This window comes from uncultured Porphyromonas sp. (assembly GCF_915070105.1).
Classification (GTDB): Bacteria; Bacteroidota; Bacteroidia; order Bacteroidales; family Porphyromonadaceae; genus Porphyromonas.
The window spans coordinates 62143-80065 of record NZ_CAJZFJ010000001.1 but is presented as its reverse complement, the minus strand read 5'-3'; the positions used below and the strand labels follow the sequence as shown (position 1 = coordinate 80065).

12 protein-coding genes are annotated in these 17923 nt (G+C 53.2%); all 12 read left to right on the top strand.

The annotated features are described in order from the left end of the window. The first annotated feature begins 581 nt into the window (after window positions 1-581). On the top strand, window positions 582-3509 hold the full coding sequence (gene secDF, locus QZ554_RS00295; protein WP_297193282.1) for a protein translocase subunit SecDF: 2928 nt from the start codon (window positions 582-584) through the stop codon (window positions 3507-3509). Between the two features lie 259 nt (window positions 3510-3768). After that, window positions 3769-5241: a cysteine--tRNA ligase gene (gene cysS / locus QZ554_RS00290; RefSeq protein WP_297193285.1), complete on the top strand. Its 1473-nt coding sequence runs from the start codon at window positions 3769-3771 to the stop codon at window positions 5239-5241. A gap of 14 nt (window positions 5242-5255) precedes the next feature. Further along, window positions 5256-6341 (top strand): glycosyltransferase, encoded by a 1086-nt coding sequence (locus QZ554_RS00285; protein ID WP_297193280.1) that lies wholly within the window; start codon window positions 5256-5258, stop codon window positions 6339-6341. Next, the gene (locus QZ554_RS00280) at window positions 6334-6822 is read left to right on the top strand and encodes a DUF5106 domain-containing protein (protein ID WP_297193278.1); all 489 of its coding nucleotides are present in this window, start codon (window positions 6334-6336) and stop codon (window positions 6820-6822) included. Before QZ554_RS00285 ends, QZ554_RS00280 begins: the two co-directional genes overlap by 8 nt. Before the next feature lie 11 nt (window positions 6823-6833). Continuing rightward, window positions 6834-7484, top strand: a complete 651-nt coding sequence (locus tag QZ554_RS00275) for a winged helix DNA-binding protein (protein ID WP_297193277.1) — start codon at window positions 6834-6836, stop codon at window positions 7482-7484. Between the two features lie 491 nt (window positions 7485-7975). Then, window positions 7976-9748 (top strand): hypothetical protein, encoded by a 1773-nt coding sequence (locus QZ554_RS00270; protein WP_297193275.1) that lies wholly within the window; start codon window positions 7976-7978, stop codon window positions 9746-9748. A gap of 14 nt (window positions 9749-9762) precedes the next feature. Further along, window positions 9763-9891, top strand: a complete 129-nt coding sequence (locus QZ554_RS00265) for a hypothetical protein (RefSeq protein WP_297193273.1) — start codon at window positions 9763-9765, stop codon at window positions 9889-9891. Between the two features lie 1137 nt (window positions 9892-11028). Further along, window positions 11029-12573: a DUF4301 family protein gene (locus QZ554_RS00260; protein ID WP_297193271.1), complete on the top strand. Its 1545-nt coding sequence runs from the start codon at window positions 11029-11031 to the stop codon at window positions 12571-12573. A 54-nt stretch (window positions 12574-12627) separates the two neighbouring features. After that, a complete protein-coding gene (locus tag QZ554_RS00255) occupies window positions 12628-14412 on the top strand; it encodes an aminopeptidase P family protein (RefSeq protein ID WP_297193269.1) in 1785 nt (594 codons plus the stop codon). Between the two features lie 182 nt (window positions 14413-14594). Beyond that, entirely contained in the window at window positions 14595-16649 is a 2055-nt protein-coding gene (locus QZ554_RS00250; RefSeq protein ID WP_297193267.1) for a M13 family metallopeptidase, read from the top strand. Window positions 16650-16759: 110 nt separating this feature from the next. Continuing rightward, window positions 16760-17314, top strand: coding sequence for a chromate transporter (locus QZ554_RS00245; RefSeq protein ID WP_297193284.1), 555 nt, complete (start codon window positions 16760-16762; stop codon window positions 17312-17314). Continuing rightward, on the top strand, window positions 17311-17898 hold the full coding sequence (locus QZ554_RS00240) for a chromate transporter (protein WP_297193265.1): 588 nt from the start codon (window positions 17311-17313) through the stop codon (window positions 17896-17898). Before QZ554_RS00245 ends, QZ554_RS00240 begins: the two co-directional genes overlap by 4 nt. The last annotated feature ends 25 nt before the right edge of the window (window positions 17899-17923 follow it).

The window sequence follows — 17923 nt, the reverse complement described above, 5'->3', positions numbered from 1 at the left end:
GTCTTAAAGACCAGGCACGTAAATCCAAATATCCACGTACGTAGATATTAGATCCACGTACGTAGTCCAAACTTATCTGCCACTCGTCCACAACTTTTATTCCTAAGCGGGGGTAACAACCTCATAGAGGTCGGCGTGATGACCCATATAGGTTCACCCAGTGACCAATATAGGTTGCCGTCGCCTTCCCATAGAGAGTCAACTCAGATGTGGCGAGGTGTGACGCTTGCGCTTATAAGAGGTGCTTGTGGAGCTCCGCCTCTCCGCCCTCCTTCTTCGCCTGCGAGAGTGTTGGCTCTTGGGGGAAGAGGTGGCGTGTATAACTATCAGTACATCAGCTGGAGTATGCTGTGCTGGGGGACTTGACCGTCTTCCTTTAGCTGGAGATTTGCGCGTGTGGAAGGGGGATGGCGGAGGAGGATGCAGCCCTCTTTCGCTCCCTTCCCCGTACGATACTACGGCGGGGAAACGTAACGTGAAGGTGCTAAGTGGCGGATATTACGGAAAAATCGGCTATTTTTGTGGGCGTATTGTGCCTAGACATAAAGAATTCAAGATATAACAACTAAGTAACAAACACGATGCAAAACAAAGGATTTGTGACTTTCATCACAGCGAGCTTGGCTTTGATCTGTGCGTTTTACCTGTCCTTCTCGCTCATTACTAACCACTACGATGGTAAGGCGGAGAAGATGGGCGAAGTCGCAGGGAAGGCTTATCTCGACTCCATGGCTAACGAGAAGGTCTATCTAGGCTACACGCTCAAGGAAGCACGTCGCCAGCAGATCGGTCTCGGTCTCGACCTAAAGGGCGGGATGAATGTAGTCCTCAAGCTCAATGCTGGTGACCTAGTCAAGAATTTAGCCAACAACTCTGAAGACCCTAACTTCAAGAAGGCGATAGATGCTGCCTCGAAGAGCACCTCGCAGAGCAACTACATCGACCAGTTCGTCGCCGAGTACAAGAAGTTAGTGCCTAATGCTAACCTAGCTGTGCTCTTCGGTGCTGGTGACCTGCGTGATCAGATCAACCCTTCGACCTCGGAGGCTAAGGTCATCGAGCTCCTCAAGGAGAAGTACAACAGTGCAGTTGAGGCTTCGTTCAACGTCCTGCGTACACGTATCGACCGCTTCGGTGTCGTAGCTCCTAACCTACAGCGCCTAGAGGGTCAGGGACGTATCCTCGTAGAGCTCCCTGGTGTCAAGGATCCTGAGCGCGTACGTGAGCTTCTACAGCGTAGTGCCAACCTCCAGTTCTGGCGCACCTATCGCTACGAAGAGGTGGCTAACGATCTCCAGGGACTCAGCGCTCGTCTACTCGCACTCTCTGCTCCCGAGGCCCAGCCCATCCCCATCTCTGAACAGCCACTACAAGACAGCCTCGCTGCCGTAGAGACACAAGAGCCAGCCCCTGTGGCTAAGGCTCCCGTAGCTGTACGTGACACGCTGAGCAACTACCTCATGCTCGGTGGTCGTGGAGGTGCAACGGTAGCTATCGCCCGTGATAGAGATCGTAATCGTATCGATTCTCTCCTATCCATCGCCTACGAGTATCAGCTCCTGCCCGAAGACCTTATGCTCCTCTGGGGTGCAAAGGCCATCGAAGATCCACAGACACGTAAGGTCACCGACCTCTACGAGCTCTATGCTATCCGCACCAATCGCTCTGGCAAGCCCGACCTCTCTGGGGACGTCGTCACCACGGCGAGAGCAGACGTCGATAATCACGGTCTAGGCGGTGCCCAGACTCAGGTCTCGATGTCCATGAACCAGGAGGGCTCACAGATCTGGGCTCGCCTAACAAAGGAGAATACCAACCGCTCTATCGCCATCGTCCTCGATGGTGTCGTATACTCCGCTCCAAACGTCAATGGAGAGATCACGGGCGGAAACTCCTCGATCTCGGGGAACTTCACCATCGAAGAGGCTACCGACCTCGCCAACGTGCTTAACTCCGGTAAGATGGAGACCAGCATCGTCATCGAGCAGGAGAACGTCGTAGGGCCTACCCTCGGGAAGGCTTCGATCCAGTCTGGGATCATCTCCTTCGCTATCGCACTCGTACTGCTGATGATCTATATGTGTCTGGCCTATGGCTTCATCCCTGGTATGATCGCCAACCTCGCACTCGTCATCAACAGCTTCTTCACGCTAGGTATCCTAGCTTCCTTCAATGCCGTACTAACCCTATCGGGTATCGCTGGTCTTGTGCTCACCCTAGGTATGGCAGTGGATGCTAACGTACTTATCAATGAGCGTATCAAGGAAGAGCTGCGCAACGGTAAGGGCATGACCCGTGCCATCGCTGATGGGTATGGCAATGCCTTCAGCGCCATCTTCGACTCTAACCTCACTACGATCATCACTGGGGTAGTACTCTTCTACTTCGGTACAGGTCCTATCAGAGGATTTGCTACGACGCTTATCATCGGTCTGATCTCCTCCTTCATCACGGCGGTCTTCCTTACCCGTATGATCTTCGAGGCACTTGACAAGCGTCATAAGCTAGACAAGGTCACCTACACTACGGTCATGACCAAGAACCTCCTGGTGAATCCTACCTACAGCTTCCTCAGCGCACGCCTCAAGGGCTATGCCCTCCCAGTCCTCATCGTCGTGGCTGGTCTCATAGGCTACTTCACGGTAGGTCTCAACCAAGGTATCGAGTTCTCTGGTGGTCGTAACTACATCGTCAAGTTTGACCAGAAGGTAGACAACCAGCAGGTCCGTGAGAAGCTCGCTCCCGAGCTCGATGGCAAGCTCGTGCTCACAGCCATCGGGACAGAGGGTGACCAGGTACGTATCTCGACCAACTACCTCATCGAAGACTCTGGTGAAGACGTCGAGCACAAGATCGTAGAAAAGCTCTACAAGGGACTCGGTAGCTTCTACAAGAGCCAGCCCTCTCAGACAGACTTCGCTGATCAGTACATCGTGAGCTCTCAGAAGGTGAGTGCAAGCATGTCGAGCGACATCACCCGTCAGGCTCTTATCGCCGTAGGTCTGTCACTGCTCTTCATGGCTATCTACATCCTCATCCGCTTCCGTAACGTAGCCTTCTCCATCGGTGCCTTCGCCTCCGTCACGATGACGACCCTGATGATTATCGCTGTCTACGTGCTGCTGTGGAAGGTGATGCCCTTCACCATGGAGGTAGACCAGAACTTCATCGCTGCCCTACTAGCTATCATTGGGTATGCCATCAATGACGTCGTGATCGTCTTTGACCGTATCCGTGAGGAGGTGAACAATCATCCACAGGCTGACCGTTTCGAGGTCGTCAACGGCGCTCTGAACTCTACCCTATCCCGTACGCTGAACACCTCGTTCACAACCTTCCTCGTGATGGCTATCGTATTCATGTTCGGCGGTGCTTCGATGCGTAGCTTCACCTTCGCTATCCTGCTCGGTGTCGTCTTCGGCACATACTGCACGCTCTTCGTAGCTACTCCTATTGCTTACGAAGTAGCTAAGCGCCGCAGAGCTCGCTCAGCTAAGGCAGCGAAGTAATCCACCTAGCTGATCCTCCTTCACTAGGAGTGGTCACACAACGACAGAGGGCTGCTCCCCGATAGGCATCGTGCCTAGGGGAGCAGCCCTCGACTATTGTAGGGAGTACCATGAGCGACTCACTGTAAGGGGACATAAGGCCGTGGAGAGGCTCCTAGGACGCCTCTAGGTGGAGAATAAATAATAGGCCGCTGTAAAGACCTAGTAAAGTGTTACCTTTGCAGATACGATATACAACATAAGTGATTTGAAGCAAGCAATGGAGCATCCACTGTCTATCTATAATACCCTACATCGCAGAAAGGAGCAATTCACACCTAACCATCCCCCCCATGTCGGGCTCTACGTCTGTGGCCCTACGGTCTATGGGGATGCTCACCTAGGACATGCTCGCCCTGCTATTACCTTCGATATACTCTTCCGATACCTCCAGCACTTGGGCTATAAGGTGCGCTATGTACGTAACATCACCGACGTGGGACACCTAGAGCACGACGCTGATGAGGGTGAGGACAAGATCGCTAAGAAGGCTAGGCTCGAGCAACTAGAGCCCATGGAGGTCGTGCAGTACTACCTGACACGCTACCACCATACGATGGATCGCCTGGGTGTACTGCCCCCAAGTATTGAGCCCATGGCCTCGGGACATATCATCGAGCAGATCCAGCTCACACAGCAGATCCTAGATGCAGGCTTCGCCTATGTCAGCGAAGGCTCGGTGTACTTCGATGTAGAGAAGTATAATAGGAGCTACAACTATGGAGAGCTTAGCGGGCGACGTATCGAGGATATGCAGAGCAATACCCGTGCTCTAGATGGACAGGATGAGAAGCGGAACCCACTTGACTTTGCTCTCTGGAAGAAGGCACAGCCAGAGCACATCATGCGCTGGCCTAGCCCATGGAGCGAAGGCTTCCCCGGCTGGCACGCTGAGTGTACGGCTATGGGGCGCAAGTACCTAGGGGAGCAGTTCGACATCCATGGAGGAGGGATGGATCTAGTCTTCCCACACCATGAGTGCGAGATCGCTCAGGCTAGAGCCTCCCAGCAAGGCGAAGCTATGGTACGCTACTGGATGCACAACAATATGATCACCATCGGGGGACAGAAGATGGGTAAGTCCCTGGGGAACTTCATCACCCTTGATCAGTTCTTCACAGGCGATCATCCCCTACTCTCTCAGGCTTACAGCCCGATGACCATACGCTTCTTCATCCTAAGTGCTCACTATCGCGGGACGGTAGACTTCAGCAATGAGGCTCTACAGGCAGCAGAGAAGGGGCTCACACGTCTGATGGATGCAGCGAGCCTCCTCGACACGCTGAGACCGACCGATAGCTCCAGCGTCTCCATCACGGGACTAGCAGAGCGTTGCCATACAGCACTCTGTGATGACCTGAATACACCGATCGTCATCGCTGAGCTCTTCGAGGCAGCACGAGCCATCAATGCCGTGCACAATGCCCAAGCCACCATCACCGAGACAGAACTAGAGGAGCTGAAGGTGGTCTATCGTCTCTTCCTCTTCGACCTACTCGGTCTACGTGATGAGCGTATGGGGGACAGTGCTTCACATGAGGCCTTCGCAGGTGCTGTAGACCTACTGCTTGCGGTGCGCTCCGAGGCCAAGGGGAAGAAGGACTGGGCTACCTCAGACCACATACGCAAGGAGCTGGAGGCTCTAGGCTTCACCATCAAGGATACCAAGGAGGGGACCGAGTGGTCTCTATAGCCATTCGATAGTCTATGCGTTATAGCTTCATCATCCCGGTCTACAACCGCCCCGAGGAACTGCAGGAGCTCCTCGAGAGCATCATGCGTCAGAGCCTAGGGGACTACGAGGTCATCGTAGTAGAGGATGGGTCTACCCGCACCTCTGAGGAGGTCATCCAGCGCTTTATCCCGCAGATCTATTCCCTCTACTATTATCAGATACCTAATGGTGGCCCCTCTCGTGCACGAAACATCGGAGCGAACTATGCCAAGGGCGACTACATCATCATCCTGGACTCAGACGTCGTCCTACCAGAGGGTTACCTACTGGCTGTAGATAAGGCTTTGTCGCATGGCGATATTGATGCCTTCGGAGGACCCGACACAGCCTCCGAGGACTTCACTCCGATACAGAAGGCTATCAACTATGCCATGACCTCAACCCTCACCACAGGGGGAATCAGAGGAGGGAGTGCAGATGCGATGGAGCAGTTCAAGCCTAGGAGCTTCAACCTCGGGTGTCGTAGAGCACTCTTCCTACAGCTAGGGGGCTTTGATGTCGGGATGCGCTTCGGCGAAGACATCGACTTTAGCCTACGCCTACAGGAGGCTGGTGCACGCACAGTACTCATACCTGAGGCCTATGTCTACCACAAGCGCAGGGTAGACCTACGTCGCTTCTTCAAGCAGGTGCATAACTCCGGCATCGCACGTATTCACCTGGAGACTCGCCACCCAGGCAGTACTCGTCTTGTACACTGCCTCCCAGCTCTCTTCACCATCCTCTCCGCTCTTGTGATCGCAGCATGGGTGAGCACGAGGCTATTCCTACGCTTGCGGTGTATTTCATGTGTATTTCATTCCTCAGCTCTACTCTCATTCGTTTACTCCATCGCCATCCTATCGGGTATCGGGATGGCACTGCTCGCCTTGCTCGCCCTACTCTTCTTCATTGACGCTTATCAGAAGACCAAGGATACCGAGGTGGCACTATGGGCCGTCCCCGCATGCTTCATCCAGCTCTGGGGTTATGGCTCGGGATTTGTGAGAGCGTGGTGGGGGAAGCACATCCTGCGCAGGAGAGAGTTTACCGCTTTTCGAAACAACTTCTATGACTAGTAGACACATCCTTCCTTTAGTTGTCATCTTGGGGCTGATGATCACGGCTTGTCGTCCTAGGATGCAATCGATTAGCTCAGGTCAGGTACAGGTACCGCAGCACATCACCTCCCTGACTGACCAGCTGGACTACATCATCGGTCACTACTGGGATCATGAGCTCCCTGCAGATGCCAAGCCCGATGCCATCGAGTACAGAATCTATGACTTCTGTGGCTTCATCTCGGGTCTTGACACAGCACGTGTCAGCCCTGCCCTCGTACGCTCGCTAGAGCAGTGCACTGATGAGCAGCTCCCCACGATGCTACGCGTGTACAAGGCTATACTATCTGACCGCTCCTCGCCCCTGTATGACGATATGAGCTATCAGATCGTCCTCTCTTGGCTCTCTTACTCCAGTAGAGTAGACTCTGCCCAGCGGGTAGAGGCTCAGCTTGACCTAGCCCGTCGTAATATCAAGAAGAAGGGCTTCACCCGCTAGCCGACCCTCTAATGCGAAGTAAGCGACTACTAGCTGAGCTCCTGGACTACCTTGAGCTCTTCGAGGAGGCCTTCCCTTTGGAGCAAGAGCTTAGCCTACAGAGCTTCATTGCCTTCACGAGTAGTCTCCTACACGATCGTCCTACCCCACAGGCCTCTACCTTCGCTCTATCCCATGAGGTGTCGATCGCTCGGCACCTAAGTCTCCTACAGAGATTCTCTAGGAGCTACACCAAGCGAGCCCTAGCTGTATCCCAGCTCCTACAGAGCGAGGAGGAGTATTCCTACCTCGTTAGCCTAATGGGAGGACCACTATCCAAGACCGCTCTCAATACCCTCAATGCGATCGAGAAGACCACCGGAGCAGAAGTCATACGACGACTAGCGACGAAAGGTCTTGTCGAGGAGACACCCGACGAACGTGATCGTAGGAGCATACTGGTCTCCATCACACCCCTTGGGCGTGCAGAGCTCGCCAAGGTCTTGCCAGAGCTACGTATCGCCGCGGCTCTAGTCTCTCAGCCCCTAGAGCAGGAGCAGCGCACCATCCTAGACCTCCTCCTCGTCCATCTCTGCCACACACATGCCCAGCTAGCCTCAAGCAAGGGGGATAGTAGCCTCTCAGACCTAATGGCACAGCTCTCGGATAAGCGAGAGGACTAACTCCTCTTCCACGAGAGGAAAAGACGTAGCAGTCGGTTTCTACCAAGCCTTACCATTCCTCTTTTTCGTTGCCATATCTACGTATCCCTAATACCTATCAAAGGGTATTGGGGGTAGGTAGTTTTGACAATTGTACTAAAGCCAAGGAAATTTACTACATTTGCACTCGCATTCCCGATGAGGGTCTTGCTAGGATGCATGAGGTAACACACTACGAACACACACTCCCCACAGCTCCTATTTTCTTTGCCACAGCTCCCATTTGGTAGCTTTTCATGTTATTAGTTCTCTCCACCTAGAGAGGATTGTACCGATGTGATGTAGCCGCAAATGAGGGGAATACCATACTTCCCCATATCTTTGCTGCCACTCACTATTTAGGAATCTTCCATCGAGCATTGCGATATCGCACTCGTTCAGCATACGATACTATACCATCAGACATACAGAACCACCTATCATAATAAACACATCGTATTTCACTAATCACAATGAAGACAAAGGTAAGGCTCTATCTAACCTTGCTCACTACCCTCTGCCTACTCAGTGCCTGTAGCAAGGGTCTAGTGGATGAGCCAAAGACAACGGACAACACACGCCTATCCAGCGATACGTGTATGATACGACTCTCGCTAGAGGGGAACCTAGATGAACCTCGCTACCTAGACTACAAGGTAGATAACTCTGGTATCCCTAGGGTCCATCTAACATCTCCCTTCATAAAAGTTCACTGCGTCATCCGAAGCGATGATCCCCGCGACCCTGCCACCTACACAACCCTAGAGTTTAAGGTCAAAAGTGATAATAAGATTAAGCTCGACCTAACCGAGATCCCCCTACAAGCCAATATCCAGAACTTCCGTCCCAGCACTAGCCGTAAATGGTATATCATGGCTATGATTGGCGGAGAACTGAATACCCAAACGGGGAAAGTAGACTTTAACTCTCATGCCATACGCCTCAGACGTGTAAAAAAAGGAGATAACATCGGGCTAGAGATGCCCTACATCTCTGATTGGATTCCCCTAGAGCTACGAGAGCGCCCTAACGGCGGCTATGATGCGGGGGCAATGGAAAAACTCATCTTCAGCCCCCAGGGCGTACTCTTAAAGATACGTACTCGCAATGCACTTCCCCAGTCCCATATCCAAGTGTATGAATACCAAATCCGTTCTCGCATCTGTGATCCCAGAGGGTATTTCGACCTCAATACCCCCTATTTGCAAAAGCCTCAATGGAACTTCGCCGAGGCTATGCCAGAGGGGGGATGGATACGCAATTATGTCCTCGAAACTCCCACTGATGATATGCCAGCACAGACTGAGGATAGTGGATTCTACTATCTTTGGATGATGCCTAATGGTATTGGTGAGTATGGATCAAAAGCCTTCTCCATCACTCATGCCTACGTGCGTGACCGTGTTTCAGAGCGACTAACTCCTAGTTCCAAGCCACTCCTCACACCTCTCAGTGCAACGATCTCGTCACCCAAAAGGACACTACGCAATGGTGCATGCTTCACCATACGTCCTCAGATACAGTCATGGTGGAATCCCCTTGAACAGATGGATGAGGTAAACTACGTAGGAGAATACCCTACCACGACGCGCCTCTCCAATCACTCCAATAATCTTAGTCAACTCTACTACTTCCAGCAGGCTAGAGAGATCGCAAGCCGAGCCCCAGGATGGAGACTACCTACCGAGAGAGACTGGATAACTGCTGTTGGAGACGGATTAGCCTTCAAGGGCAATCTTAAAGGTAAAGCTCTAAAAAGAGACATAAACGAGGAGGTACAAGAGTTCCATACCCGAAGATCGGTTGTCTCCAAGTATGAAACAGTTGAGGATCAGGAGATCTGCTATGCAGTACGCTTCTTAGCCAATGCCTATAGTCGGTGCTATAGTGCATGGCGATATAGCATAGAGAAAAATCCCGTCTCCGAAGGCTACATAGCGGTAATTAGATCCTGCTACCTCGGACCTGGGGCACATGAAGAGCTGAAAGACATAAACTCTGAAAGCTGGTGGAGGAATCGCAAAGCTGAAGAACGTCGTCTACCTATGGCTGGCCGCTGGGCTCCACAAAATCCATCCCACAAAGACCCTTTTTTTCAAGGAGCATCAGGCTTCTACTGGACCAGTACTCCCCTTAATCAGTGGCCCGGACACCATGCTATCTTTGGGCTATATGAGTTTTGGGGAAGTACACTCTTTGGAGCCCCAACCAACTATGCCTGTGTCCGCCTATTCAAGGACCTCTAGCACATGATTATACTATGATACACCTACCTTATGACCGCCCTAGAGCGGAGATTATCCACATCATGGACCTACAACAGTCTCTCCTTGTTTCTTTCTCTGCTGAAGGGAGCTTCGACGACTTTGAGGACGGAGGGGAGCTCTAGGAGCACTCTCGATACTCTTTCATGGGAGCTTATGGCTCGAGACTAATCACATTGACACTCTAATAGAGAGGAGCGGCTGACCAAGCGAAGGACTTCGCAGGGACAGTCGCTCCTCTTTTCCCTTGCACACCGATTAGGGTGTACGCTCCTATTATCATCACGAATAAAGCGTTCCGATGAGCACTACTTGAGGACACGTAATGTTCCCTAGAGGGAAGATATAATGTTCGCCCCCGTCACCTATGTAAGGTGATGGGGGCGAACATTATATGTCCCCTCCTGCCTTCTCGGTATATCTCCTAGACCCTTCTCAGAATACTTGATAAAGAGAATGTTAGTGAAGTTCTATTGAGCTCGCGTCTCATCTACTAACCTTCCTCTTTCGCCCCATGCCTAGATAGGAGTGGCTACAACCTTTTCCCTTATGGATACGAGCTCATTGCCCTCCCTTCTCCTCTCTGCCTAGCTAGGAGAAATGCCCTACTCCCTCCTAAGGGTAGTACCATTGTCTACCCTTCTAGCTGAGGGAGGGGCGCACTCTCCGTGGGGCACTTGGGAGCCTTCTTGGCACTTGCCCGGGAGGAGGGAAGCAAGCCCTCATAGTCACTTATCTGGCTATGGCTCCTATCCGCAGAGGCTATACATAATCTGTTTGGGACTCTCTGTTCTTTTCTCTTTGAGGTATTATTCCATGTCCAAGGGAGTCTAGGGTGCCTAGACGTTAGTCCCGAGGAGAGCTAAATATGAGAGCCTACTGGGATGATACTTAGAGCGTGGTTGTGTACACGTGTGTACACTCTTGTATACACGCAGGTACACTATAGTGTACACACGTGTATACTTACCCCTCCTAGGTCGTAGGTATACCCTGGGTATATCTATACCTGGGGCACAGATGCTTCTATCTTGCGTGTATGCTCCTTGACTACTCTGCCCTCACACTATGGTGATCTCATGTGTTGGCCTTGATCCTAGACCAGCTAGCTACCCCAAGGAGCCAAACGGGTAACGAGATACGTAGTTATTCACTAACTTTACAGCAACCATTCTGTGGTGCGTCACACATCCCCGCCCCTGTTGGGTCAGGAGAGATGGTGATAGTGGCTCCGCTACACAGCTTATTTAGGACTCATGATTATGGACAGTGTTTTATTCAGCCCAGAGGACATCGAGGAGCTCCAGGGACGTGGCATAGCCGTGGAGGAAGCCGAGGCTCAGGTACACGATATCCGTAGTGGCTTCCCCTACCTCAGTATAATCGCCTCTGCTTCGCTAGAGCGAGGTATCATCCGTGTCGAGCCAGACGAGCAAGCCCGATATATGGACCTATGGGAGGAGTACCTCCTCTCTGGAGAAGCGCATGTGTACAAGATGATCCCAGCCTCGGGGGCAGCCTCACGCATGTTCAAGATGCTCTACAACTTCCTCGACGCGCCCTACACCAAGCCCCAGAAGCCCGCCGAACAGTACTTCTTTGATCACATCAGTAGCTTTGCCTTCTACGAGAGCCTCAACGAAGTCTGCCTACGCAACAACTGGAAGACCATCCCCAAGCTCATCACCTCTGAGGACTATAAGGCCATCGTCGAGAACCTCCTCCTGCCCAAGGGACTAGGCTACGGATCTAAGCCCAAGGGACTACTCCTCTTCCATAAATACAAGGACTACACCCGCACTGCAGCCGAGGAGCACCTCGTCGAGGGCGCACTCTATGCCAAGGATCGGGATGGGCATGTCCACCTACACTTCACAGTCTCGCCCGAGCACCGCAGGGACTTCGAGGCACTCCTCTCTAGTGTCAAGACGAGCTACGAGGAGCACTATGGGGTGCTCTACCACATAGACTTCAGCGAACAGCTCCCCTCGACCGACACCCTTGCCCTACACCCTGATGGATCACTCTTCAGGAAGGAGGATGGACGACTGCTCTTCCGCCCCGGGGGGCATGGGGCACTTATACGTAACCTCGGTGTCTTACCCTCAGACATCGTCTTCATCAAGAATATTGACAATGTAGTCCTCGACCAGCACAAGAGTGCCACGGTGATCTACAAGAAGTTCCTAGGGGGTATCCTCATCGGTGTACGCCGACAGATCTTCAGCTACCTGAGGCAGCTAGATCGGGGAAAGCCCTCACACGCACTGCTTGAGGAGATCCTCTCCTTCATGGATAGCCAGCTCTGCATCACTCCCCCCGAGACCCTAGAGCGAGATGACCTAAGCCTCACGACTTGGATACAGGCCAAGCTTGACCGCCCCATACGAGTCTGCGGTATGGTACGCAACGAGGGCGAGCCAGGTGGTGGCCCGTTCATCATCCGAGAGGTCGATGGTAGTAGCTCGCTACAGATCCTCGAGAGCAGTCAGATCAATATGAGTGACGAGACACAGCGTGCCTACTTCGAGGCTGGGAGCTACTTCAACCCCGTAGACCTCGTCTGTGCCATCAGAGACTACAAGGGCAATGCCTTTGACCTCACGAAGTACGTCAATCCTCGTACTGCCTTCATCGCCCACAAGAGCGTCGGCGGAGAGGAACTCCTCGCACTAGAGCTGCCCGGGCTATGGAACGGAGCTATGCACGACTGGAACACACTCTTCGTAGAGGTTCCACTCGAGACCTTCAACCCCGTCAAGGAAGTCAATGACCTCCTACGCAGCGAGCATCAGAGCAGGAGCTAGACGTCAAGGGAGAGTAAATCGCAAATACAGTACATTAAAATATCATCAATAACTATGAGTGTAATCACAGAACGCTTGGCACTCCTTCGCCAAGAAATGAAGGCTAAGGGTATCTCCGCCTACATCATCACCTCGTCAGATGCACACCTGAGCGAGTACACCCCTCTTCGCTGGCAGGGTAGGAGCTGGATCAGTGGCTTCAATGGTTCAGCTGGCTCTGTCGTCGTGACCCTAGACAAGGCTGGTCTATGGACAGACTCCCGATACTTCCTGCAGGCAACGACCCAGCTCGAGGGTTCGACGATCGACCTCTACAAGATGGGTGTCCCAGGTACTCCTAGCATCGAAGGCTTCCTGGCTGCAGAGCTCCCCTCAGGGGCTGTCGTAGCAGCCGATGGAGCCTGCCTATCGGCACAGGAGGTCGAGGATACGAGACGTCGCCTAGAGGTCTATGGCATCGAGTATCACCTAGACCAAGACCTACTAGAGGCCGTGTGGAAGGATCGCCCCTCCATCCCCAATAAGCCCCTCTTCCTTCATTCCACTCAGTATGCAGGTCGCAGTGCTGCAGAGCGTATCGCTGAGGTACGTACTCGTCTAGCCAGCCAGGGTGCCAACGCTACGATCATCACCATGATTGATGAGCTCGCTTGGGTCTTCAATATCCGTGGCTATGACGTAGCCTACAACCCCGTCGGGGTAGGCTTCGGCTACATAGGAGCCAAGGAGGCAGTCCTCTTCGTCCTCCCCGAGAAGGTTACACCAGAGGTACGTGCCTCCCTGACGGAGAATGGGGTACGCATCGAGGACTACTATCAGATCGATAGCTTCATCCGCTCTCTAGGCGATGATGTACGTCTACTCGTAGATACCAAGCGCATCACCTATCGCCTCTATGACGAGATCCCTGCTCACTGCCGTAAGGTGCTCGGGGTATCAGCGATCACCCAGCTGAAGGCGATCAAGAACGATACCGAGATCTCCAACCTACGTACCGTGATGGCACGTGACGGAGTAGCTCTGACCCGCTTCTTCAAGTGGCTCGAGGAGGCTCTCTCCCGAGGTGAGACCTACACCGAGCATGAGCTAGATATCCGACTCAATGAGTACCGAGCTAAGGGTAAGAACTTCTACGGTGACAGCTTCGCCACCATCTGTGGTTACCTAGGCAACGGGGCTATCGTCCACTACCACGCTACTGCTGAGGGATCGGCTACCGTACGCAACGAGGGAGTACTCTTGCTCGACAGCGGTGGTCAATACCTAGACGGGACTACGGACATCACACGTACCATAGCCCTCAGTGCTCCCTGCGATGAGCTACGCACAGACTACACTCTCGTACTGAAGGGACACATCCAGATCGCCCTAGCACAGTACCCCGAGGGGACACGTGGTAGCCAGCTGGACATCCTTGCCCGTAAGGCTCTCTGGGATCGTGGGCTGAACTATGGTCACGGCACGGGACATGGTGTAGGCTACTTCCTCAACGTGCACGAAGGGCCACAGAACATCCGTACCGAGGTCAATCCTACCGAGCTCGAGATAGGGATGATCACCAGCAATGAACCTGGCATCTACCGCTCAGGTAAGTACGGCATCCGCATCGAGAACCTCGTGGTCACAGAGCTAAGAGAGGAGACCGAGTTCGGGCGTTTCTTTGGCTTCGAAACCGTCACCCTCTGCTACCTCGACAATACACTTGTCAAGAAGGAACTATTGACCGCCGAGGAGATCGCTTGGTACAAGGCCTACCAGGAGCGTGTCTATCAGACCCTCTCCCCAGACCTCACAGCAGAGGAGGCCAGCTGGCTACGTGCTAAGACCCTACCACTCTAAGTCAGGGCTCTAGCACACGACACTCCTAATACACACCTACCACCTCTACAGCTCCCTCACCCCACGAGGAGGCCGTAGAGGTGGTCTCACACGCACAAGGGGGGATAGGACGCTCAAAATGCGTACATTTGCCCCTACAACGAATCACTAAGAAGAGGTATCACCTCAGACACTTACGACTAATGAAGATAAGTAGAATGATCATCACCCTCGGGCTAGGAGCTCTCCTAGCCCAAGGAGGAGTCGGCACTGCCAGCGCACAGCAGGCTGGGACAACGAAAGTCCCCGCCATCAACTTCGCCGATATGGATAAGGCTGTCCGCCCTCAGACGGACTTCTACCACTATGTCAATGGTGGATGGATACGTAAGAACCCACTCAAGCCCGCTTATAGCCGCTTCGGCACCTTCGATGTACTCCGAGACTCCACCTCGGCACAGGTACACCGGATCATCACAGAGCTCACGACTCACGAGCAGGTCAAGGGTACCAACAACTATCGTGTAGCCACGCTCTACAACCAAGCTATGGACAGCGTCACACGCAATCGCCTTGGTGCCGCTCCTCTCAAGCCCGAGCTTACCCGCCTAAGCGAGCTCAAGGACAAGGCTGACGTCATACGTCTCGCTGCCGAGCTCGACCAGACCTATGGTGCAGGTACCCTCTTCTCCTCCTATGTAGGAGCAGACGAGAAGAACAGCACCATGAATATCCTTGCCCTAGGGCAGGTCTCCCTCGGCCTACATACCCGTGACTATTACGTGGAGCAGAGCGAGGAGATGAAGAAGATCCGCTCTGGCTATGAGGCTTACCTAGTACGTGTACTCACTCTAGCTGGCTACAGCACTAGCGAAGCACAGCGTATAGCACGCAATACGCTGAAGCTAGAGACCGAGCTTGCACAGTTCTCCTACTCCAACACCGAGCTGAGAGACACCGAGCGCAACTATAATATACAGCGCATACAAGAGTTCGCACAGCAGAACACAGGCTTCGACTGGATGGGCTATTTCCAGGCTCGAGGACTCGTACTGGAGAGTGCTAACTTCTCGCAGCTAGACTTCTTCAAGGCCTTCGACAAGTGGTATGCAGGTGTCGCCTTTGAGGAGCTTCGTGACTTCCTCGTAGCTCGATCCGTCAGTGGGGCAGCAGATGCCCTAAGCGATGAGTTCGTAGAAGCAAAGTTTGACTTCTTCGGCAAACAGCTCAGTGGTAAGAAGGAGATGCACCCACGCTGGAAGCGTAGCCTCAGTACCGTAGAGAGTCTACTAGGAGAGGCTCTAGGTGAGATCTATGTGAAGCAATACTTCTCTCCCGAGGCTAAGGAGCGTATGCTCCAGCTGGTGAGAAACCTACAGACAGCCCTTGGGCAGCGTGTAGATGGCCTTAGCTGGATGAGCCCCGAGACGAAGCAGCGTGCTAAGGAGAAGCTCAGTAGCTTCGTGGTGAAGATCGGCTACCCCGACAAGTGGAAGGACTACAGCTCCATGGATATAGATGCCGACAAGACCTACTATGAGAACCTACTGGCAGCCGTACGCTTCTTCCAGGAGGATAACCTCAAGGATCTTGGTAAACCCGTAGATCGTACTCGCTGGCTCATGAATGTCCAGGATGTCAATGCCTATTACATGCCTACCACCAATGAGATCTGCTTCCCTGCAGGTATCCTACAGCCTCCATTCTTCAATATGGATGCGGATGATGCTGTGAACTATGGGGCGATTGGTGTGGTCATTGGACACGAGATGACGCACGGCTTCGATGACCAAGGCTCTAACTTCGATAAGGATGGTAACATGAATAACTGGTGGACCGCAGAGGACCGCAAGAAGTTCGAGGAGACGACACAGCGTCTAGCCAAGCAGTTCTCTCGCAACATCGTTGCCCCAGGCCTGCATGCCAACGGAGAGCTTACCCTCGGGGAGAACATCGCAGACCAGGGCGGGCTGACCATTGCTTACCTCGCCCTAGAGATAGCTGGCGGAAACAACCCGGCCAAGAAGATCGAAGGGCTCACCCCTGCACAGCGCTTCTACATCGCCTATGCCCGTCTATGGGGACAGAACATCACCGAGCAAGAGGTACGCCGCCTCACGAAGCTCGATCCCCACAGCCTCGGGATACTCCGTGTCAATCAGGCACTGAAGAACATTACCCCATTCTACAAGGCCTTCAATATCCGTCCTAAGGACAAGATGTACATCGCACCTAAGGATCGCATTGTCGTCTGGTAGCTCATATCTACCCTATCCCGCACAGCCCCAGCCGAGAGGTAGGGGCTGTGCGGGATCATTTATTGTCTATGACGAACGAATACAAGGGGAGAAGATCCTCCAGCGAAGGGATGAACCCAAGGGAGCAACTAAGGCTCTTCGGGATCTTCTTTAGGATCGGGATAGGCACGATCGGAGGTGGCTATGCTATGATCCCCATGATGCAGCACGAGATCGTGCAGAAGGAGGGCTGGCTGAGCGAAGGTGAGTTCATCGACATCATGGCCGTCGCACAGGCTACCCCAGGAGTCTTCGCTGTGAATATGGCGGGACATATTGGCTACAAACTCGGGGGGCTACGTGTAGCCCTGCTAGCGGCATTGGGCAATATCCTACCTTCGTTCCTTATCATCCTTCTACTAGCCGGTATATTTCGCCAGTTCAAGGAGTATAGGCTCGTCGAATATGCCTTCAGAGGAATACGCCCTGTGGTCGTAGCCTTGATCGCTGCCCCTGTCTTCACCATGGCACGTACAGCAGGGCTCACACGCTATACGCTCTGGATCCCCATCGTAGCAGCAGGACTCATCTATCTGCTAGATGTCTCTCCTATCTACGTTATACTCGTAGCTGGTCTCAGTGGCTGGCTGTATGGTCGCATCTCTCGTAGCAAGGATAGTGTATGATCTTCCTCAAGCTCTTTCTCGTCTTCTCCAAGATAGGCATTGTGAACTTTGGTGGGGGCTATGCCATGCTCTCCCTCATTCAGGACGAAGTCGTACGCAAGCAGGGCTGGGTCAGTTCCAGTGAGTTCACGGATATGGTCGCAGTGAGCCAGATGACCCCAGGCCCCCTAGGGATCAACATCGCTACCTACGTGGGCTACACCTCAGTGATCAACGAGGGCTATCCGCCACTACTTGCCATCCTAGGCTCACTGCTAGCGACACTCTCCGTCCTATGGCTACCCTTCATCCTCATGATCGCCATCAGTCGATACCTCCTCCGTCACAAGGATAGTCCCGTGGTACGCTCCATCTTCTCTGGGCTAAGGCCTGCCATCGTAGGCCTTGTAGCTGCCGCAGCACTAGTGCTGATGAATGCGGAGAACTTCGGGGCACCTCGGGAGGCGCTTGTACAGTTTGTAGCGAGTGTTATGCTCTTTGCCCTTGCCTTCGTTGCGTCCTATCGCTTCAAGACAAATCCTCTCCTGCTGTTAGCCCTAGCTGGGGGCTTCGGTATGATCTTCTATAGCTTTGTCCCTGCCTAGTCACTAGGGCGAGGCATCACCCCAA

Bases quoted from the DNA above. Each gene is read 5' to 3' on its own strand.
- QZ554_RS00265 (WP_297193273.1), top strand. From the start codon at position 9,763: ATGATACACCTACCTTATGACCGCCCTAGAGCGGAGATTATCCACATC.
- QZ554_RS00260 (WP_297193271.1), top strand. From the start codon at position 11,029: ATGGACAGTGTTTTATTCAGCCCAGAGGACATCGAGGAGCTCCAGGGA.
- QZ554_RS00275 (WP_297193277.1), top strand. From the start codon at position 6,834: ATGCGAAGTAAGCGACTACTAGCTGAGCTCCTGGACTACCTTGAGCTC.
- QZ554_RS00250 (WP_297193267.1), top strand. From the start codon at position 14,595: ATGAAGATAAGTAGAATGATCATCACCCTCGGGCTAGGAGCTCTCCTA.
- QZ554_RS00240 (WP_297193265.1), top strand. From the start codon at position 17,311: ATGATCTTCCTCAAGCTCTTTCTCGTCTTCTCCAAGATAGGCATTGTG.
- QZ554_RS00285 (WP_297193280.1), top strand. From the start codon at position 5,256: ATGCGTTATAGCTTCATCATCCCGGTCTACAACCGCCCCGAGGAACTG.
- QZ554_RS00270 (WP_297193275.1), top strand. From the start codon at position 7,976: ATGAAGACAAAGGTAAGGCTCTATCTAACCTTGCTCACTACCCTCTGC.
- QZ554_RS00245 (WP_297193284.1), top strand. From the start codon at position 16,760: ATGAACCCAAGGGAGCAACTAAGGCTCTTCGGGATCTTCTTTAGGATC.
- cysS (WP_297193285.1), top strand. From the start codon at position 3,769: ATGGAGCATCCACTGTCTATCTATAATACCCTACATCGCAGAAAGGAG.
- QZ554_RS00280 (WP_297193278.1), top strand. From the start codon at position 6,334: ATGACTAGTAGACACATCCTTCCTTTAGTTGTCATCTTGGGGCTGATG.
- secDF (WP_297193282.1), top strand. From the start codon at position 582: ATGCAAAACAAAGGATTTGTGACTTTCATCACAGCGAGCTTGGCTTTG.
- QZ554_RS00255 (WP_297193269.1), top strand. From the start codon at position 12,628: ATGAGTGTAATCACAGAACGCTTGGCACTCCTTCGCCAAGAAATGAAG.